Origin of the sequence: Marinobacter sp. DSM 26671 (assembly GCF_900112835.1) — a bacterium.
Lineage (GTDB): Bacteria > Pseudomonadota > Gammaproteobacteria > Pseudomonadales > Oleiphilaceae > Marinobacter > Marinobacter flavimaris.
This window is the reverse complement of sequence record NZ_FONF01000012.1, coordinates 134,303-152,893: the sequence shown is the minus strand read 5'-3', so window position 1 is coordinate 152,893 and position 18,591 is coordinate 134,303. Positions and strand designations below refer to the sequence as shown.

17 protein-coding genes are annotated in these 18,591 nt (G+C 55.5%); 6 read left to right on the top strand and 11 right to left on the bottom strand.

What is annotated here, in order from left to right; translation table 11 throughout:
• Positions 1–140: 140 nt before the first annotated feature.
• The 5 genes from BM035_RS14415 to BM035_RS14390 form a co-directional block, all read right to left on the bottom strand.
• Positions 141–1,085, bottom strand: a complete 945-nt coding sequence (locus BM035_RS14415; RefSeq protein WP_011784145.1) for an IS5 family transposase — start codon at positions 1,083–1,085, stop codon at positions 141–143.
• Between the two features lie 454 nt (positions 1,086–1,539).
• Positions 1,540–2,484: an IS5 family transposase gene (locus tag BM035_RS14410; protein WP_011784144.1), complete on the bottom strand. Its 945-nt coding sequence runs from the start codon at positions 2,482–2,484 to the stop codon at positions 1,540–1,542.
• A 637-nt stretch (positions 2,485–3,121) separates the two neighbouring features.
• Positions 3,122–4,372 carry an NAD(P)/FAD-dependent oxidoreductase gene (locus BM035_RS14400; protein WP_011784143.1) on the bottom strand — a complete coding sequence of 417 codons (1,251 nt, stop codon included), beginning with the start codon at positions 4,370–4,372 and terminating at the stop codon, positions 3,122–3,124.
• 73 nt (positions 4,373–4,445) lie between these two features.
• On the bottom strand, positions 4,446–5,858 hold the full coding sequence (locus BM035_RS14395) for a cytochrome P450 (protein ID WP_011784142.1): 1,413 nt from the start codon (positions 5,856–5,858) through the stop codon (positions 4,446–4,448).
• A gap of 14 nt (positions 5,859–5,872) precedes the next feature.
• On the bottom strand, positions 5,873–6,271 hold the full coding sequence (locus tag BM035_RS14390; RefSeq protein ID WP_319802629.1) for a 2Fe-2S iron-sulfur cluster-binding protein: 399 nt from the start codon (positions 6,269–6,271) through the stop codon (positions 5,873–5,875).
• A 51-nt stretch (positions 6,272–6,322) separates the two neighbouring features.
• Here BM035_RS14390 and BM035_RS14385 point away from each other — a divergent pair, with 51 nt between their 5' ends.
• On the top strand, positions 6,323–7,393 hold the full coding sequence (locus BM035_RS14385) for an AraC family transcriptional regulator (protein ID WP_011784140.1): 1,071 nt from the start codon (positions 6,323–6,325) through the stop codon (positions 7,391–7,393).
• A gap of 41 nt (positions 7,394–7,434) precedes the next feature.
• Here BM035_RS14385 and BM035_RS14380 read toward each other — a convergent pair whose 3' ends face one another.
• Complete coding sequence (locus BM035_RS14380; protein WP_011784139.1) at positions 7,435–8,049, bottom strand: TetR/AcrR family transcriptional regulator; 615 nt, start codon at positions 8,047–8,049, stop codon at positions 7,435–7,437.
• Positions 8,050–8,307: 258 nt separating this feature from the next.
• Here BM035_RS14380 and BM035_RS14375 point away from each other — a divergent pair, with 258 nt between their 5' ends.
• Genes BM035_RS14375 through BM035_RS14355 form a run of 5 tightly spaced genes read left to right on the top strand, consistent with a single transcriptional unit; the run spans position 8,308 to position 14,298 of the window.
• Positions 8,308–8,793: a PaaI family thioesterase gene (locus BM035_RS14375; RefSeq protein WP_031209883.1), complete on the top strand. Its 486-nt coding sequence runs from the start codon at positions 8,308–8,310 to the stop codon at positions 8,791–8,793.
• Positions 8,790–9,281 carry a PaaI family thioesterase gene (locus BM035_RS14370; RefSeq protein ID WP_011784137.1) on the top strand — a complete coding sequence of 164 codons (492 nt, stop codon included), beginning with the start codon at positions 8,790–8,792 and terminating at the stop codon, positions 9,279–9,281. The genes BM035_RS14375 and BM035_RS14370 overlap by 4 nt, the downstream gene beginning before the upstream one ends.
• Positions 9,271–10,173: an alpha/beta fold hydrolase gene (locus BM035_RS14365; protein WP_011784136.1), complete on the top strand. Its 903-nt coding sequence runs from the start codon at positions 9,271–9,273 to the stop codon at positions 10,171–10,173. Before BM035_RS14370 ends, BM035_RS14365 begins: the two co-directional genes overlap by 11 nt.
• Positions 10,174–10,210: 37 nt before the next feature.
• Positions 10,211–11,263: an efflux RND transporter periplasmic adaptor subunit gene (locus BM035_RS14360; protein WP_011784135.1), complete on the top strand. Its 1,053-nt coding sequence runs from the start codon at positions 10,211–10,213 to the stop codon at positions 11,261–11,263.
• Positions 11,260–14,298, top strand: coding sequence for an efflux RND transporter permease subunit (locus BM035_RS14355; RefSeq protein WP_092032756.1), 3,039 nt, complete (start codon positions 11,260–11,262; stop codon positions 14,296–14,298). Before BM035_RS14360 ends, BM035_RS14355 begins: the two co-directional genes overlap by 4 nt.
• A gap of 104 nt (positions 14,299–14,402) precedes the next feature.
• Here BM035_RS14355 and BM035_RS14350 read toward each other — a convergent pair whose 3' ends face one another.
• The 5 genes from BM035_RS14350 to BM035_RS14330 all read right to left on the bottom strand — a co-directional run bounded on the left by BM035_RS14350 (position 14,403) and on the right by BM035_RS14330 (position 18,486).
• On the bottom strand, positions 14,403–15,488 hold the full coding sequence (locus BM035_RS14350) for an aldo/keto reductase (RefSeq protein WP_092032754.1): 1,086 nt from the start codon (positions 15,486–15,488) through the stop codon (positions 14,403–14,405).
• Between the two features lie 84 nt (positions 15,489–15,572).
• Positions 15,573–16,379, bottom strand: coding sequence for a dienelactone hydrolase family protein (locus tag BM035_RS14345; RefSeq protein ID WP_092032751.1), 807 nt, complete (start codon positions 16,377–16,379; stop codon positions 15,573–15,575).
• Between the two features lie 144 nt (positions 16,380–16,523).
• Positions 16,524–17,090 carry a TetR/AcrR family transcriptional regulator gene (locus tag BM035_RS14340; protein WP_092032748.1) on the bottom strand — a complete coding sequence of 189 codons (567 nt, stop codon included), beginning with the start codon at positions 17,088–17,090 and terminating at the stop codon, positions 16,524–16,526.
• 43 nt (positions 17,091–17,133) lie between these two features.
• Positions 17,134–17,802: a cupin domain-containing protein gene (locus BM035_RS14335; RefSeq protein ID WP_092032745.1), complete on the bottom strand. Its 669-nt coding sequence runs from the start codon at positions 17,800–17,802 to the stop codon at positions 17,134–17,136.
• Positions 17,803–17,865: 63 nt separating this feature from the next.
• Entirely contained in the window at positions 17,866–18,486 is a 621-nt protein-coding gene (locus BM035_RS14330) for a glutathione S-transferase family protein (protein ID WP_064227874.1), read from the bottom strand.
• Positions 18,487–18,591 lie beyond the last annotated feature (105 nt).

Below are 18,591 nucleotides of genomic sequence, written 5' to 3'. Positions count from 1 at the left end.
GGAAGGTCTGAATAACTGCTGATATTTGCCCATCTTGGGTTTAAACGGCAAAAAATCGAAGATTCAGACACTATTTTCCCTTTATTTGTGTGTTTTTTGCCCGTTTCCCGCCATTTTGGCGGAAAACAGGCGCACTGGCCCTACGCCAGCATGTATTTTTCACCGATCAGCAGGTTGCTAAACGCGGCCAGCAAATGCAACCGGTTGCTGTTCTTGGCAAGGCCGCGATAGCGGACCTTGCCATAACCAAAGACCCGCTTGATGTACCGGAAGGGATGCTCGACCTTGGCACGAACACTGGCTTTGATCTTCTCTGCTTTCAGTTTGTCGGCATCCAGCGTCTTCCGGGTGCCAGGCCGTTTGGCAATGAACCAGGAGACGTTTTTGCGGTGCTTATGCTCATCCCGCTTCTGAATGCCAAGGTAACCGGCGTCGCCGAAGACTCGTTGCTCTTCACCATGCAGCAGCTTGTCGGTGGGCACGATGTCGTGAACATTGGCAGCGGTGGTATCAATGCTATGAATCAGACCGAACGTGTCGTCGACACCAATGTGCATTTTCATGCCGAAGTGCCATTCGTTGCCCTTTCTGGTCTGGTGCATCTCCGGATCACGCTTGCCAGTTTGGTTCTTGGTGGAGCTGGGAGCAGAGATGATGGTGGCATCTACGATGCTTCCTTCACGCAACATCAAGCCGTTTTTCTCCAGGTGTTTGTTCACCTCTTTAAACAGCGCCTTGCCAAGACCGTGCTGCTCCAGGAAATGCCGGAAGTTGAGAATCGTCGTCTCATCTGGCAAACGGTCCAGCTTCAGACCCGCGAAGTGCCGCATGGATTCGATCTCGTACAGCGCGTCTTCCATGGCCGGATCGCTCAAGTTATAGAACAACTGCATGCAGTGAACCCGCAGCATGGCAGGCAGCGGATAAGGGGGCCGTCCGTTCCGGCCCTTCGGGTAATAACGGGCTACCTTCTTCTCCAACTGCTTCCACGGAATCAGCTTGTCCATCCGTTCCAGAAAGATCTCGCGACGGGTCTTGCGCTTCTTGGTCTGGTATTCGGCTTCGGAGAAGGTGATCTGATCCATGCTGGCAACGATCCTATGCGATTGACGATGGCCGTATTATCGCTGATTTTGGAGACTTATTCAGAGCCTCCTTAGAAAAGCAGTACTTCACAAAGCTGTCAGGTGTCTAGGATATTGGGGCTTGCCACACTGCGAAATCGAAGGGGGTATCGATGAAGCAGGTTATCAAGAATCTCCATCGGCAAATCGGTCTTCCAGTACGTTAATAAAACGTTGGTCTCAGTTAGCCACAAAAACGTGTTCGATGCCATGACGAACAAAGACTGATCATGTTCGCGGCGCATACATTGTACTCGCCAATTACAGAAAGCTAAGGAAGGTCTGAATAACCGTCGATTTTCACCAGCATCCGTTTGAGCCAGCAGAAAACGGAAAATTCAGACGCAACTCTCCATTTATTTGTATGTTTTCTGCCCGTTTCCCGCCATTTTGGCGGAAAATAGGCACACTGCCCCTATGCCAGCAGGTATTTTTCACCGATTAACAGATTACTGAACGCGGCCAACAAGTGCAGCCGGTTGGTGTTTTTCGACAGGCCGCGATAGCGAACCTTGTTGTAGCCGAACACCTGCTTGATGTACCGGAACGGATGTTCCACTTTTGAGGGGATGCTGGCTTTGATTTTCTCGGCTTTCAGCTTGTCAGCATTCAGGGCCTTCCGTGAACCCGGGCGCTTGGCGATGAACCAAGACACATTTTTACGGTGCTTGTGCTCGCCTCGCTTTTGTATGCCGAGGTAGCCGGCATCACCAAAGACTCGGCGCTCTTCACCGTGCAGCAGTTTGCCGGAAGGCACAATGTCATGGACATTGGCAGCAGTGGTGTCGATGCTATGGATAAGGCCCAGTGTGTCGTCGACGCCAATGTGCATCTTCATGCCGAACTGCCATTCGTTGCCCTTTCGGGTTTGGTGCATCTCCGGATCGCGCTTGCCAGAACTGTTCTTTGTGGAGCTGGACGCAGAGATGATGGTGGCATCAACAATGCTGCCTTCACGCAGCATCAGGCCGTTTTTCTCCAGGTGCTTGTTCACCTCTTTGAACAGCACCTTGCCGAGACCATGCTGCTCCAGAAAATGACGGAACTTAAGGATCGTTGTTTCGTCTGGCAGACGATCGAGCTTCAGGCCAGCGAACTGGCGCATGGATTCGATCTCGTACAATGCATCTTCCATGGCCGGATCGCTGAGGTTATAGAACAACTGCATGCAGTGAACGCGCAGCATGGCAGACAAAGGATAGGGAGGCCGTCCGTTCTGGCCCTTGGGGTAATAACGGGCTACCTTCTTTTCCAGCTGCTTCCACGGAATCAGCTTGTCCATCCGTTCCAGAAAGATCTCGCGGCGGGTTTTGCGCTTTTTGGTCTGGTACTCGGCTTCGGAGAAGGTGATCTGATCCATGGTGGCAACGATCCTATGCGGTTGACGACGGCCGTATTATCGCTGATTTTGGGGACTTATTCAGAGTCTCCCTAAGTGACCCAAATCATTTCTTTCATCATATGTTCGAGAATTCCCAAACTTGAGGCCTACGCCAGCAGATATTTTTCACCGATCAAAAGGTTGCTGAATGCAGCCAGCAAACGTTATTTAAAAACCTCTAACCGTTTAGTTGAGTAATAGATTGCCATCAGCACTGGTACGTCCTTGCTATAAAAAACTGTTTCATTAGCGCCATACCTTTGATTCAATTGGTCAAGTGTCCTGATATCAATATCGGATGTCAGAACCCGCCTCCCATTTACATCTCCAAAAAGCCTGAATCTCACTCTGTTTGACTTACAGACTGCCTGCAGTTTGAACCCTGAGTAGCCCGTTCTTGGATGCCACTTTCCAACGGCTTCAACAGTGACACTTCCAACAGAAGAGGCCGAAAACATTAAGTGCTTGGTGTGATTTAACCAAGATTCAGTGATATACACCTCAACCCATAGCGGTCGCGCAAAGTCACAATCTTTTATTGTTAAGAGGATCAAGTTCATATTTATTGGCTCACTCCGGTGACTGGCTGCTTCGGTTGCCACGCAACATATTGCCTTCAACTCTGGAGCCTTCCGTTCACCAAAGATTTCAGTTCAGTATCCGGATCCTCTATTAGTTCCGGGTTGATCGTTCTGCGTTGTTGAACGAGTGTCTTGCCTACCAAAAAAGCAAGGGGCAGGTTGACCGCGTCAACAGCAATAACACAGCCTTCGCGGAGATAGAACACGGCAAATCCTTTATCCTCGGGGGTGCCTCGAACCACTCGCTGATCATGATTTTGCGACAATCCTACCATCTGCAGACGAACATCGTACTGGTTTGACCAGAACCATGGAACGCTATCATAGGGTTTCTCCTCACCCATCAGGGTTGCCGCGGCTGTACGAGCCTGATCGACAGCATTGGCGACAGACTCGAGTCGTTGCATCTTCTCGAAGAAAAGATTCCGGTGCCGGGTGCAGTCACCGATCGCCAAGATGGCGGGGTCCTCGGTACGGGTAAATTCGTCAACAATAATACCGTTATCACAGGGCAGGCCGGCGTCCTTAGCCAGAGCGGTTTCCGGGATAATGCCGATCGACACAAGGACGATGTCGGCCGGTACGGTGCTTCCGTCCGCCAACGTCACGCCAGCCACATGCCCCTGATCGCCCGCTTCGAAGCCGGTTACCGCTGTGTTCAGACGTACGTCCACGCCGGCGCCACGGTGTTTGTCGTAAAGGAACGCTGATATTTCCGGGCCCGTAACGCGCTGCATAAGACGTTCGGCGGCTTCTAGCACCGTGACATTAACACCTTTTTTGTTGGCACTGGCCGCCACCTCAAGGCCGATGTAACCACCACCCACGACGACCAGGCGCTTTCCAGCAACTAACTGTTCACGCAGTACCTCTGAATCAGCTATGTCGTGCAGGTAATGAATGCCATTTAAGTCAGCCCCGGGCGCGTTCAGGTGTCGAAGGTGTGACCCGGTGGCCAGGACCAGTCGATCGTATTGCAGCCTGCTCTGATCCGACAAGCTGATGGTGCTACTGTCCCGATCAATTTGTTCGACGCGCACACCGAGCCGCAACTGATGGCCTGCGTTCTCGTATACCGAGCGCGGTTTCAGGTACAGCGACTCCTGATCAACGTCTCCTGTCAGGTAATTCTTGGACAGCGGCGGTCGATGGTAGGGCGGATGAGGTTCATTCCCCACCAGAACGACCTCATGTTGATATTTTTTTTGGAGTAAGGCTGTCAGGAGGGCACCTGCTGCGTGCCCACCGCCAACAATGACCGTCCTCTCTTTACGTTTGCTTACCATAGGCTATCTCTTTCGCTGTGCCCTGGGATTGGACTCTCCACACGTTCGGATGCCATCCTGGTCAATCGGTTAATTAACTGTTCGGTGTCAGTTTGACCATCAACCTGGAATAGCCCCGCACGAAGTTGGACTGCACCCGCTCGGGCTCTTCGACGACTTCGATGTTGTCAAAACGCTTGAGTATTTCTTCCCAGAGGATGCGCAGTTGCAGTTCAGCCAGACGGTTGCCCATGCAACGGTGAACCCCATAGCCGAACGACATGTGGTTTCGTGCGTCCTTGCGATCAATGATGAACTGATCGGGGTTGTCAAATTTGCGCTCGTCCCGGTTACCCGACGCGTACCACATGACAACTCGATCACCCTTCTTGATGGTCTGGCCGCCCAGTTCGACATCCTGCTTGGCGATTCGGCGCATATAGGCCAGCGGCGTTTGCCAGCGGATGATTTCCGACACCATGTTCGGAATCAACTCCGGTTTTGCCTTCAATTTTTCAAATTCCCTGGGGAATTCGTTCATGGCCACCAGGCCACCACTCATCGAGTTGCGCGTCGTATCGTTGCCGCCGACTATGAGCAGCGTCAAATTACCGATAAACTCCATCGGCCGATTGATCAGGTCTTTCGTTTCTTTGTTGCTCTGCAACAGGCTGATCAAATCGAAACCGGGCTCCTCGCCTGCTGCGCGGCGCGCCTCCTTGTCCCGCCAAAGCCTGGAGAAAGACCGGGCCATGTCTGCCGCGTCGTCAAACATGGCATTTTCATCGGCAAACTCCCCGCCGGTGGCCGATGCTGCACCTGCCATTCTGTCCGACCACTCAACCAGCTTGTGGCGTTCCTCGTAAGGAAAATCCAGAAGCGTCGCCAGCATGCGGCCTGTGAGTTCCTTGGAAACAGCAGGTACCCAGTTAAAGGGTTTGTCTGTAGGCAGGCTGTCAAGCACATCGCCGGTGCGTGATCGGATCAGCCCCTCCATCTCCTTCAGGTTTTTCGGTGCCACTACTCCCTGCACCGAGCTGCGCTGCACATCGTGTTTCGGCGGATCCATCGCTATGAACATTTCCACCGACAGCCCCTCCGGAGGGTCACCGAGAATGATTTGCGGCTCGGCGGAAAACAGGTCGTGACTCTTATCCACGAACAGGATGTCTTCAAACCGAGTTACCGACCAGAAGGGGCCGAAAGGGCTGTTCTTCTGGTAATGGACCGGCGCCTCATCACGCAACCGTTTGAAATAGGCGCGCCACTGACCCTGCCGGTATAAAAACGGATTGCTGACATCGATGTCCTCAAGGGCCAGCGTGTTAACGTCCGGGATGGGTGTTTCAACGAATTCGGGCATCGGTCGGCGTGGGCCGAAGGTCTTCCTCTTGGCGCTCATTAAGAATTTCAGTCCCTGAATTTGCCTCTGCATCGGCACCACCCTGGAGGTGGCGTTAATCAGTCGGGACTGAATGTCGTCAAATGTTCTGGGCAGTGTTGGCATGCGTCCTCCTGTGTTCACATCTGGAACTCGGGTAAATGCACGGTCATGCCGTCCATTTCATCAGTCAGTACCACCTGGCAGCCCAGGCGCGAAGTGCTCGCCCGCTCCGGTGTCATTGACAGCATTTGTTCTTCCTCATTGCCAGGCGTGCCTGTCTTGCTGAACCATTCGTTCGTGACGATAACGTGGCAGGTACCGCAGGCGCACTCCCCCCCACAATCCCCGTCGATACCGGGAATGGCGCTATCAACAGCGATTTGCATTACCGAGGAACCAGCTTTGAATTCTGCGACATGTTCAGTTTGATCATGTTCGATAAACGTAACTTTGCCCAATGTTGTTCTCCTACCAGCATTGATGATTGACAGATATTGCCTGTCTGCCAGCATATTTTTCAGGTCATTTCTTGACAAGCAGGGGTCATTTGAAGACAAAATGGCGAAACTTTAGGAAGGGGGGTATCAATGATGGCGGCGCGGAAGAAAATGGAGGAGTTGCAAAGTCCCGGTCCGGATATTCCATCGAATTACTCACGGCTAGTTGCACGTGAGCTGAATCTGACAGCCAGACAACTTCCGCGTCTGCTGCGGGGCACTGGACTTGGGGTGACGCAATTTTTGAGCGAGGACGGACTGCTTACTGTGGCTCAGCAGATACAGATCCTGCGTAATGCAATGGATCTGTCCGGCCAGCCAGAATTTGGGTTAAGGCTGGGTAAACGAATGACTCCGGCAACCCACGGAGCAATGGGGTTCGTGGCTTACAGCAGCCCCGACCTCCTCACTGCTCTACACGCGATTCGGACATTCCTGCCCACGCGCGCGAGCTTCATCCAGTTGCACTTGCAGCAAGTCGGTGAGCGTTTGGAATGTATTCTGCAGTACCTGGGGCCATTAGACGATGACATACAGCGTTGCCTGTCGGATGCGATGGTCAAGGCACTTTTCGAATTCGGCGAGTTCATGGTTGGCCGCCCTTTGCGCGAGGCTGAAGTATGCTTTGCCCATCCGAAACCCGAGTATCACGCAACGTATTCGGACTTTTTGTCCGGGCAGATTCACTTTGATTGCAGCCAATTAAAACTCAGCTTGCCGATGGCCTTGTGTCGGGAACCAAACGCCTCTGCCAATCATGAAAACTATCATCTGGCAATGCGACAGTGTGAAGCCATGCTTGCGCAACTTCAGTCCGATAAGCCAAGCTACCAGACCCGGCTGAAGAAGATGATGTTGTCCCGGCCGCCGGGAACGCTCAGTGAAGAGGAAGCGGCTGCTTCTCTGTTCATCAGCAAACGCACCCTGGCGCGTAAACTCAACCATGAAGGCAGCAGTTTTCGAAAAATCCGTGACGAGATTCTGTCTCAGCAGGCAGCGCTATACCTGCGTGACAGCGAACTGTCAATCGAGGCCATTGCCGCGTTGATGAATTATCACGACAGTGCCAATTTCAGACGCGCCTTCAAACGCTGGTTTGGCCAGCCACCTGAGCAATTCAGGCTAAACGTCAGATCACACACCATCTATACACGTGATTAACAAACATAAACCGGCGCTAATTACGCTTGGGGAGCCAGTGCCTATGTTCGTACACTTTTCCTGATTACACCATCCATGATGACGTTCCAGACAAAATCACCAATGCCGTCGAGTGTATAGACACCTTTCGGATCAAACCAGGTTGCGACCCAGTTGAGCGCCCCGAGGCCGATTAGGCGAAGCAGGCGAGCATTGACATCCTTCCGAATCACGCCTTGCTCAATCATCGTTTCGATGATCTCGGCCCAAAGGGATTCATACTGGTCACGCAAAGCGATGATGTCCCCGCGGGCCTCCGCGCTCAGTGAACGCCACTCAAACAAAAGTACGTAAACCGTATCCGAATCAACCAGCAGGGCGTGCAAATGTGCGTTGATACAAAGACGCAATCGTTCCACGGGATCGTCCGAGCTGGCGTACGCGGTTTCAACCTCTGTTGTAACCAGGTCTACTCCCCGACGCATCAGCTCAACGAGCAGCGCTTCCTTGCTGCTGTAACGATAATACAGACTTCCGGGCAGCATATTGCAGGCTTCGGCAATCTCCTTTAGAGACGTCCTTTCAAAACCTTTCTCTCGAAAGAGCCGGGCGGCGTTAGACAAAACGTTACCCTGATCGCCTAATTTGCTTGCAGGGGTAATCTGTCTGTCAACCATGGCTTAACCATCTCCTGAGCAATCCCGTTTATTAATCATCAGAGCAGCCATCATTCGATTCGTTTCACTGATCGCACGCCATTACACCGGTGCCGTGCCATTTGGATTAACAAAGTGTTGACTTTTGGTTGGTTGACCAACCAAACTTTGGAAACAATGCTACTCACAAGAGAACGCCATGGCAATGACCTATGACAATCCACTGGTCCTCTACACTTCCGCCCCTGCGCGAAATGCATGTCAGACTGGGCGGATCTGATGAACGATCTGAACAAACTTCAGCACAGTGACGCTGTGACGACGGCGTGGCAGTTCACCGAACAGGTTCCTCACGGCAGGGATCTGGGCATGCAAGTTGTCTCGGTAGACCAGGGCCAGGTCTGTATGCGGCTAACCCCGCAGTCATGGATGTTCGCCCATAAGGATACAAAAGAAATCTGCACCAGCGTACTTTACTCGCTGGCAGACTCCGCCGGAGGCTTGGCGGTATTCGCGGGTGCCCTGGAGTTGATGCCCATTGCCACTCTGGATCTGCGCATGGATTATTTGCGGCCTGCCATCGGCGACCGGGCCCTGTCAGCGGTGGCCACCTGTCGTCATTTATCGGACGATGTCGCGTTTATTCATTGTGACATCCTTAGCGAGGGAAATCGCGAGTTACTAGCGACGGCAAACGCCACCTTCATGCGTAACACCCAGGGACAGCAATTGCATGCAGGTGGACCAGGAAAGGAGAGCGCATGAGCACGACTGGCGATTCGGCCCCACAAATCTCAGGCACTGCGGAAAGTGCGAAAGAATGTGCTGACTGGCAGGCTCTTCTGGAGCGCATTCCCTATGCACAGCACCTCGGGCTTGAGGTTCAGCGCGGTGATGTAGGCGTATTGGTTCATTTGCCGTGTCGTGAAGCGCTGATTGGCAACTTCATGCTACCAGCCCTCCATGGCGGCGTGCTTGGAGCCCTGATCGAACTCACCGCGCGGGTGGCTGCGCAAAGCCAGGATGCAGAGACACGTTGCCCGCGCATTCTCGACAGCCACATCAATTACCTCCGCTCCGCGAAGGCCCGATCGACGTTCGCCAGGGCCGACATTATTCGGCAAGGCAGGCGCACCAGCCTGGTCCAGGTGACCTGCTGGCAAGGCGATGATAAAAAACCGATCGCCACTGGTCAGGTTCAGTTATTGCTCCCGACAATGGCCGCCCAACAAGAAGACCGTCATGGACATTAAGCACAACACACCTGAACGCGACGAATTCCGGGCGACGGATGGCGCCGATATCGCACTGTGGCGCTGGCCGCAATCCAAAGCGCGACCCACACTGCACTGGGCCCATGCCACGGGTTTCCATGGCCGCCTGTACCATCCACTGCTTGACGAGCTCGCCACGGACGTCAATGTCCTGGCCTGGGACATGCGAGGACACGGGGCCAGCGTTGGTGCAGCCAACCTGTCGACATTCCGGGGCTGGGAAACCTATTATCGCGACCTGATCGCTCTGCTGGAATGCCTGGACGAACCGGTCTGGCTTGCCGGCCATTCCATCGGTGCCACCACCAGCATCATGGCCGCTGCCCGGCGGCCTGACAAAGTGCTGGGTCTGATTCTGGCGGAACCGGTGATCATGGATCCGGTGCAGGGCCTGAAGTTGGGGCTGGCCAAGCTGCTGCGTCAGTCACATCGGTTGTCGCTGGCCGCCGGAGCGGCACGTCGGCGCAGGGTATTTGATTCGCACGCTGCTGCGCTGGACAACTATCGTGGCCGCGGTGGCTTCAAGACCTGGCCCGAAGCATGGCTGAACGCCTACGTCCAACACGCCTTCGTGCCGCAGGGTGACCAAGTTCAATTGGCGTGTGCGCCCGAATGGGAGAGCACCACCTTTGCCCATACCGAACACAACCCCTGGCCCGGTATTCGTCAGTTGCGGTGCCCGGTTATAGCACTGGCCGCGGAACGCGGGTCAACCTTCTCACCAAAGGCACAAAAACGCCTGAAGGCCCTGCTGCCTTCGGCTGACGTCAGGGTTCTTGAGGGCACGACCCATTTTCTGCCTATGGAGCAGAAGGACATCGTTCGCGATGCTATCCTGCAACTAGCTTTATCTGGATGCCGCGAGAACTGATATCCACACCTTAATCTTGCCGATCGAGACATCTGCCATGCGCTTTCTGCTGACCCTGTTTATCTCGCTGCTCATTCTGTCAGGTTGTCAGCAGTCCGCGGAAACGCCTCCAGAGGCCCGCCCCCCTGTTCCCTGGGTAAAAACAGTGGAATTGAAGGAGGCAGGTCCAACATCTCAGAGGTTTTCAGGAACCCTGCGAGGCCGCCACGAAGTTCCCCAGGCCTTTCAGATCGCCGGCCGGATTCAACAACGTTTCATCGATCCCGGTCAGCGCGTGGAAAAAGGCGACTTACTGTTCAAACTCGATTCACGAGACCTTATCGCAACCGCGGAGGGGGCCGCCGCAGATCTGAGGCGTGCAGAAGCGGCCCTGGCCATTGCCACTAATGAGCTCCAGCGACAGCAGGAACTGGTAGGACGTCAGTTTGTCAGCGAACAAACCCTGCAACGCCTTGAACTGGCGGAGCGTGAAGCACGCAGCCAGGTGGAAACGGCTTCTGCACGAAATCAGCAGGCTCAGAATGCTCTGGGATATGCGGAACTAAAAGCCGCCAATGCAGGCGTGATCACCGAGGTCATCGTTGAGCCCGGCCAGGTTGTGGGTGTCGGTCAAACCCTTGCCGTTCTGGCTGAAGATCAATCCCTGGAAGTCGAGGTCTTTTTACCTCAGGGCAGCAACCCGCCCCGGCAAGGTTATGTTCCTTTACCCAATGGCGAACAGCTTGCGGTGAATCTGAGAGAGATTGCCGGGGCTGCCGACGCCAGAAGCCGGAGCTGGCGTGCCCGATACAGCCTGGAGGGGCCCTACCCTTCGTCTTTAACGCTTGGTTCAGTGGTGAGTGTCCGGCTGATGCAGAAACAAACCACGGCCAGCCATCGTGTACCGCTGGGTGCCCTTGATGAGAGAGGAGAAACGCCGCAGGTCTGGTTGGTCTCCGACGGCATGGTGACCCCCCTTGCGGTCGAGGTTATCGATTTGGGTGAGGAGTATGCGCAGATCCGGGCCAACATCAACGCGACTACGCCGATCGTCGCATTAGGGACACACCTGCTCACGCCTGGCATGGCGGTGCGGGAGCTGGCTCAATGAGCCTGCCTAATCTTTCCGCACTGGCAGTGCGCGAGCGTTCGGTCACCCTCTTTTTTCTTTTGATGTCCGTTGTTGCGGGCTTCTACGCGTTCTCATCCCTTGGTCGGGCGGAAGACCCTGCGTTCACTGTCCGGGCAATGGTGGTTTCTGTGGTTTGGCCAGGAGCAACCCCTGAGGTGCTACGGAATCAGGTGGTGGACCGCCTGGAAAAACGAATACAGGAAGTGGCGTATTTCGACACTGTTGAAACCACCATTCGGCCCGGACAGGCCACCATGCTTATCCGGTTCCAGGATTATACGCCTAGTGAAAAAATGCCCGATCTCTTCTATCAAGTTCGCAAGCGCATGTCCGATGAAAGCCCCAATCTCCCCCGTGGTGTCATCGGCCCCATCGTTAACGATGATTTCTCAGACGTGTATTTCTCCCTGATGGCCCTCACAGCACCGGGAATGCCAATGCGTGAACTGACCCGCGAGGCAGAAGCGATACGAGATCGCCTGCAACGGCTACCCGGCTTGCAAAAGGCACAGATCCTGGCCGAGCGTCCTGAGCGGGTGTATCTCGAGTTTGATCAGGACCGGCTCAACAATCTCGGCTTGTCGGCAGAAGAAGTGTTGCAGGCGATAGAGGCCAACAATCGCCTTGAGCCTCTGGGCTTTGTTGATCTTGCCGGCCCGCGGGTTTATGTCCGCAGCAACATTGACCTGTCTGACCTTGAGCGCCTCGCCTCAGTACCTCTGCGTATCGGAGACCAAGTTATCACCGTGTCTGATCTGGCCGAGGTGCGTTTGGGCTATGAAGATCCGTTGAACTACATCGTCCGTTCCAGCGGTGAGGATGCGATCCTCCTGGGCGTCGTCATGGAGGCGGGCGAAAATGGCCTGGAGTTTGGTGAACGGCTCAGTAAGTTTGTCAGCACTGAACAGGCCAGGCTGCCCCTGGGGATGTCAATACAGACCCTGACCAACCAGGCTGAGGCCATCACTCAGGCCGTTGATCTTTTTCAGGTCAAGTTTCTGGTGGCATTGGTCGTCGTAATGGGCGTCAGTATTCTGGCGATCGGCCTGCGTGCGGGTTTAGTGGTGGGCATTGCGATTCCCGTTACTCTCGGGCTGACCTTTTTATTGATGAAAATAGCGGGCATTAACCTGGACCGCATCACCCTGGGCGCGTTGATTATCGCACTGGGCCTGTTAGTGGACGATGCGATCATCGCCATTGAAATGATGATTGTGAAGATGGAGAGTGGCTGGGACCGGGTACGGGCAGCCAGTCATGCCTGGAGCGTCACAGCCGCGCCCATGCTGTCTGGAACGCTAGTAACAGTGGCCGGTTTTGTCCCCATCGGCTTTGCTCAGTCGGGTGTCGGGGAATACACCGGTAACATCTTCTGGGTGCTGGCTTTTGCGTTGCTGATTTCCTGGGGGGTGGCGGTCACCTTTACGCCTTATCTGGGCGTCAAGCTATTGCCCGATTACATCGGGCATACTGGCCAGGACCTTTATCAAAGCGCTTTTTATCAGCGGTTGCGTGGGGTGATTGCAGCGTGTGTAAGGTACCGGAAAACCGTCGTTTTTCTCACAGTGGGTTTACTGGCTCTCAGTGCTTTCGGTATGGCAGCCCAGGTACAGAAGCAGTTTTTTCCCAGTTCTGATCGCCCCGAGGTTCTGATCAGTGTCTATGCTCCGCAGGGGAGCGCTATTGCCACCACGGATCAAAGCGTCAGACGCCTCGAAGCGATATTGATGGACATGCCGGAGGTTAAAAGCCTGTCCGCTTACATCGGTGCCGGTGCACCCAGATTCTTCGTATCGGCAAACCCCGAGCAGCCGGACCCGGCGTTTGCCAAGTTGATTGCCATCGGGCAGGACGTTGAAGGGCGCGATCACATCATCTCGACGCTGGAGGCCAAAATCGCGGCGGGTGAGTTTCCTGAGGCGAGAGTGCGTGTAACGCGTTTGCTGTACGGCCCGCCGGTGGCCTGGCCGGTCAGTTTTCGAGTGTTGGGTCCGGAACCCGATCAACTCAGAGAGATCGCGCACCAGATTCGGACTCTCATGACCGGGCATCCGAACATCGTCATGCCGCACCTCGAATGGGATGAGCGTGTGCCCACGCTCTATCTTGAGTTGGACCCGGAAAACCTGGGCTGGATGGGCCTGACCCCGGCAGAGGTTGCACGGCAACTCCAGTTCCAGCTTCGCGGCGTGGCCGTTACCGAGTTACGCCAGGGCATAAGGAGCGTTCAACTGGTGGCGCGTAATGCCCGCGGTGAAATCATGATGCCCGAAGATCTTGAAATCAAAACCCGCGACGGCCGCAAACTCTCCGTAAAACAACTGGGGCAGTGGCAGGTTCGTTATGAGGAACCGGTTATAAAGCGTTACAACCGCGCCCCCTTCCTGGCCGTTCAGGCGGATGTGGAAGGCGCCCAGCCACCGGATGTCACCAAAGAGATCTGGAGTACGATGGCAGGCCTGCGTGAACGGTTACCGGACGGTTATCGTATTGAAATTGGCGGTACGGTGGAGCAATCCGCCAAAGCCAACGCCTCCATTCAGACTTTACAACCGGTGATGTTGGCGTTGATGCTGATTTTCATCATGCTTCAGATGCGTTCATTTATCGGCACCTTGACCGTTCTGGCCACCGCGCCATTGGGACTCATTGGCGCTGTGCTGGCTTTGCTGTTGTTTAATCAACCTTTTGGCTTTACCGCGTTGTTGGGGCTCATTGGCCTGGGCGGTATCCTGATGCGAAACACCATGATTCTGACGCAGCAGGTGCAGGACAACTTCACAACTGGGATGGCTGCTCGGGAAGCCGTGGTCGAGGCAGCCGTCCAACGCGCTCGCCCCGTGGTACTCACTGCCCTGGCGGCCGTTCTGGCGTTTGTACCTCTGACCTTTGACCTGTTCTGGGGGCCACTGGCTTATGTCCTTATCGGCGGTGTAGCGGTCGGCACCCTGATCACGCTATTGTTTGTGCCGGCGCTTTATGCACTCTGGTTTCGCTTACAGATAGAAGATTGAAGTAGCCACGGACGTTTACGTGTTGACAGCATAGGCCACTTCTCAAGTTGAGCGGCTGCGCCGCCGGGGCGCAGCACGCTGTGGAGATTGGATTGGTTTCGGAATCAGGACTCGGTAGAGTCCCGGTACCCGGCCATCATTTTCATCATCCAGCCCGGATACTCCTCCGGTATACGGCTCACCTCGTCGAGAGCATTAAGTTCTTCGCCAGACAACCGGATCTGCGCTGCCTGGATATTGGCTTTCAGCTGCTCCGGCCGCTTGGCGCCAACGATAATGCTGGATACAGGCTTCTGGTGTAGCAGCCACGCCAGGGCAATCTGTGCCACCGTGACCGGCTCGCCATCGATCTGCTTGCCGTCAGCAATCTCCCGCATGACCTTGATGACGTCGCTGCCTCGCTCACGATTGACGGGCGGAAAGTCAAACTTGGCACGCCGGTTTTCCTCAGAGACGTCCGGGCCCTCGTATTTACCGGACAGATACCCACCGGCCAGTGGGCTCCACACCATCAGACCGACCTTCTCGGACGCCAGCATCGGAATAATATCCCGCTCCAGATCGCGCCCCACCAGGGTGTAGTACGCTTGCAGGGAGATAATCGGGCACAGGTTGCGGGCCCGGGTGATGCCGATGGCTTTCATTACCTGCCAGGCGGCCCAGTTGGACAGGCCCACATAACGCACATGGCCTTGTTGCACCAGGGTGTTCAGCGCCTCCAGAGTTTCCTCGATCGGGGTGGCTGGGTCAAAACCGTGGATCTGATACAGGTCGATATAATCCGTTTGCAGGCGCGCCAGGCTTGCCTTGCATTCGCTCATAATGTGGCCACGGGAAGCTCCACGGGCATTGGGGCCATCGCTCATCGGGCCGAGCACCTTGGTGGCCAGCACCACATCTTCCCTGCGAACGCCGAGGTTCTTCAGGGACTGGCCAACAATGCGCTCACTGGCGCCGAAACCATAGATGTTGGCGGTATCGATAAAGTTAATCCCCGCTTCCAGGGCGATCTTCACCAGTTCGTCGGCCTGTTCCTGCTGCAACTGGCCGATCAGCCCCCAGATGTCCTCATCACCGCCGAAGGTCATGGTGCCCAGGCACAGCTCGGAGACGAACAGACCCGAGTTGCCCAGCGACTTGTAGCCTGGACGATTGTCATCATTGAACCGCGGTAAACTCTCAGTTGCCATGTTGCACCTCCTCATGCTTTTCGGTTGGTGTTCCAGAATTCACTGTAAATACTGCCGGTTTCGGTTTTTTTGCATTCGCTTGTGTTACTCGGCGAAGATGGCCTTATAGAAACGCATAGCGCCATCCCAGGAGCGGGCGGCAGCCGCTTCGTCATAACCCACCGGCATGCCGAACTCCTCGGCGATCTTGTCAGCACCCGGGTTGGTAAATGAGTGCAGCACTCCGGGGAAGCTCACCAGTGTCAGATCGACTTCGGCATCCTGCATCTCTTTGACCAGGCTCGCCACCTGATCCGAGGGGACCAGTTTGTCGGCACCGCCTGTGTAAACCTGGATCCTGGCTTTCACGGATCCGGGTTCAGCCTGGAGAGGGCTGCCGAGCGCACCGTGGAAGCTGACAACGCCGTCCAGATCAACACCCATGCGCGCCATGTTGAGAACAACGGCACCGCCAAAGCAGTAACCCTGCGCTGCAATTCGGGACGCATCAACACTTTCGTGGTTCTTCAGGATGTCCATTGCCTTCATGAAGCGTGCCTTAACCTGGTCCATGTCACTGGTGGCTTCCTGCATGAATTTCTGGGCAGTATCAGGGTGGTCGGCTTGTTTGCCAGAGCCATACATATCCAGTGCAAACGCTGTATAGCCGGCGGAAGCAAGCCGTTCTGCCTGATTTCGCGCGAATTCATTGTGCCCCCACCATTCATGAACCACCAGAACCCCCGGACGCTTCTGCCCGAATTCATCATCCCAGGCCATGTAGCCGGTGAAGGTCTCGTCGCCGACTTGATACTCGATGGTTCTGGTTTGCGTTTCTGCCAGTACCTGCGTACTTGCAACAGTGAGTGACAGCGTGGCTGCTGCCAGTGCTGTTTTCAGGGTGCTCATCATCTGTTTGCTCCTTTTCGCTCGTTATGAGCCGGTTTGCGTAGTGGTTATGTACGGATAGGCATCAACCAAAGCTCCCGGGAGAGGTCTCCGGGCGCGCGGATACGAATGTAATCGCTGGCTCTAAACGCGATTCCTGTCCCGTCGTTACTGGCAGCGGGCGCGCAGCAGTCGCGTTGCAGCATCAAACACGGCGGGGTCTTCTTCGGTGCGCGCGGCAAGGTGGGCCCCTTCCAGCATCGCCAGGGTCGCCGGTGCTTCATCACTCGGATCACCGATGGCCGAGACGGATCCATCCCTTTGCCCCAGCTCAAAGGTTTCTGCAATCCACTGCAGAACCATTGCGCGAACGGCGCCGACTCTGGCAATGACGATGTCGGACAGGCTTTCGCGGCAGGTCGAAAAGGCAACACACAGACACACGGTTTGTCCATCATGCAACGCTCCGCGATACAGGGCAATGAGTGCCTTGAGGCGCTCGCCGGCGCTGGCATGGGCTGCCTCGATCTCGGCAAGACCCTGCTGCAGACTGGTCTGATAGCGCTCGATCAAGGCTTCGGAGAGCTTCGCCTTGGTGGGGAAATGGTAATGGATCGAGGCCTTTCGAATGCCGATGGCCTCAGCCAGATCCGCATAGCTGAACCCGTCAAAGCCCCGTGACCGCACGGTGTGCTCGGCAAGGTCCATCAGGGCTGTTCTGGTATCACGGTTCATGGTTATCCACCTGTCTGCCTTTGCAATCCCGCTATTGCCGGGCTTATACCCTCGGCGCCCCGGCAAATCGCAGGTGCCCCGTTTTCATCCAGATCTTGGCGCCGTCGTCCCCGGCCGTCACGGACAACCGGTGTCCTTCAGGGAGGCGCAGCCAGTCATGCCTGGCCAGCACCTCGCCATTGCCGGTCACCGAACCTTCGACCACCAGCAGTTCGATTCCGCCGGGCGCCTCAGAGGTCAGTGTCGCCCCCGCATCGAGCTGGCTGTAGGTCACGATCTCACGATTGTCCTCATGCAGCTTTGCAGTGGCAACGCCGTCTACCGGGGCGCCCAGCCCGGCCTCCATATTCTTGCTGAACTGGGTGCGGTCGGCCAGATCGAACTGCCACAGTTTCACAAATATCGTGCAGCCTGTGTCAGAGCCCGGAATATGTGACGTGGTTGGAGGGTTGCGCACATAACTGCCGGCAGGAAAATCACCGTGCTCGTCCTGGAACACACCGTCGAGTACGATGAATTCTTCTCCCCCGGTATGGGTATGCGCCGAGAAATGACTGCCCGGCGCATAACGCACGATGGTGGTGGCGCGGGCAACTTCGTCTCCGATCCGGTCCAGCATGCGCCGCTCCACCCCTTTCATGGGCGAGGGCTGCCATTCAACCTGGTCGGAATGCACAACCACCGGTTTAGAGAAATCTGCATTGATCTCCATGTTATTCCTCCCTTTTGAGACCTTCCTGTTTTCAGCGCTTGCATTAAATCCGAAGGTTTCGTATTACCCGGCAATTGAAGGACGGGCTGCGACTTTTGCGCGCCAGGCCTGTAGATGGGTCAGGGACTCGGGAATGTCAACCTTCGCGAAATCCGCAAACCCCAGGCCGGCAAAGGCGGTGATGTCTGCGACCGAGAAGCTGTCACCTGCGAGAAACTCGTTGTCCGCCAGAACACTGTCAAGGTAGGCCATGGTTGCGCTGGCCACTTCTTTCTGTTTATTGCCCCACTCAGCGCATTGCCAGGTTTCCAGATCCGGACCGAGCCCCGGGGTCGCGTGGTGGAAATAGGCACCCACGGCGTTCATCAGCCCGTTTTCTGCCCGCAGATTCATCATTGCGATACGGGCGCGCTCCGCTGGGGTCGTGCCCGTGAGGGACGGACCATCAAAGACGCCGTCGATATATTCGGTGATGGCATTGCACTGGGCGATGCAGGTGCCGTCGTCAAGTTCCAGCATGGGCACGGTGGCATCCGGGTTTTTCGTCTTGAACGCATCGGAACGGTGCTCGCCGCTCATCACATCTACCGGAACGAATTCCACCTTATTCGTTGCGCCTTTTTCTGCCAGGGCGATGCGAACGCGGAGCGGGTTGGGAAAGCCTTCAGTGTCGTAAATTTTCATTGGTTACCTCTGTTGGTCATTAAGCATACGACGTTTAATCTACCTATCAGTAGATAGGTACGCAAGAGGCAATTTAATTATTCTGCTTTGCTTTGAGCCGCTGAC

Bases quoted from the DNA above. Each gene is read 5' to 3' on its own strand.
- BM035_RS14415 (WP_011784145.1), bottom strand. From the start codon at position 1,085: ATGGATCAGATCACCTTCTCCGAAGCCGAATACCAGACCAAGAAGCGC.
- BM035_RS14410 (WP_011784144.1), bottom strand. From the start codon at position 2,484: ATGGATCAGATCACCTTCTCCGAAGCCGAGTACCAGACCAAAAAGCGC.
- BM035_RS14400 (WP_011784143.1), bottom strand. From the start codon at position 4,372: ATGGTAAGCAAACGTAAAGAGAGGACGGTCATTGTTGGCGGTGGGCAC.
- BM035_RS14395 (WP_011784142.1), bottom strand. From the start codon at position 5,858: ATGCCAACACTGCCCAGAACATTTGACGACATTCAGTCCCGACTGATT.
- BM035_RS14385 (WP_011784140.1), top strand. From the start codon at position 6,323: ATGATGGCGGCGCGGAAGAAAATGGAGGAGTTGCAAAGTCCCGGTCCG.
- BM035_RS14380 (WP_011784139.1), bottom strand. From the start codon at position 8,049: ATGGTTGACAGACAGATTACCCCTGCAAGCAAATTAGGCGATCAGGGT.
- BM035_RS14375 (WP_031209883.1), top strand. From the start codon at position 8,308: ATGAACGATCTGAACAAACTTCAGCACAGTGACGCTGTGACGACGGCG.
- BM035_RS14370 (WP_011784137.1), top strand. From the start codon at position 8,790: ATGAGCACGACTGGCGATTCGGCCCCACAAATCTCAGGCACTGCGGAA.
- BM035_RS14365 (WP_011784136.1), top strand. From the start codon at position 9,271: ATGGACATTAAGCACAACACACCTGAACGCGACGAATTCCGGGCGACG.
- BM035_RS14360 (WP_011784135.1), top strand. From the start codon at position 10,211: ATGCGCTTTCTGCTGACCCTGTTTATCTCGCTGCTCATTCTGTCAGGT.
- BM035_RS14355 (WP_092032756.1), top strand. From the start codon at position 11,260: ATGAGCCTGCCTAATCTTTCCGCACTGGCAGTGCGCGAGCGTTCGGTC.
- BM035_RS14350 (WP_092032754.1), bottom strand. From the start codon at position 15,488: ATGGCAACTGAGAGTTTACCGCGGTTCAATGATGACAATCGTCCAGGC.
- BM035_RS14345 (WP_092032751.1), bottom strand. From the start codon at position 16,379: ATGATGAGCACCCTGAAAACAGCACTGGCAGCAGCCACGCTGTCACTC.
- BM035_RS14340 (WP_092032748.1), bottom strand. From the start codon at position 17,090: ATGAACCGTGATACCAGAACAGCCCTGATGGACCTTGCCGAGCACACC.
- BM035_RS14335 (WP_092032745.1), bottom strand. From the start codon at position 17,802: ATGGAGATCAATGCAGATTTCTCTAAACCGGTGGTTGTGCATTCCGAC.
- BM035_RS14330 (WP_064227874.1), bottom strand. From the start codon at position 18,486: ATGAAAATTTACGACACTGAAGGCTTTCCCAACCCGCTCCGCGTTCGC.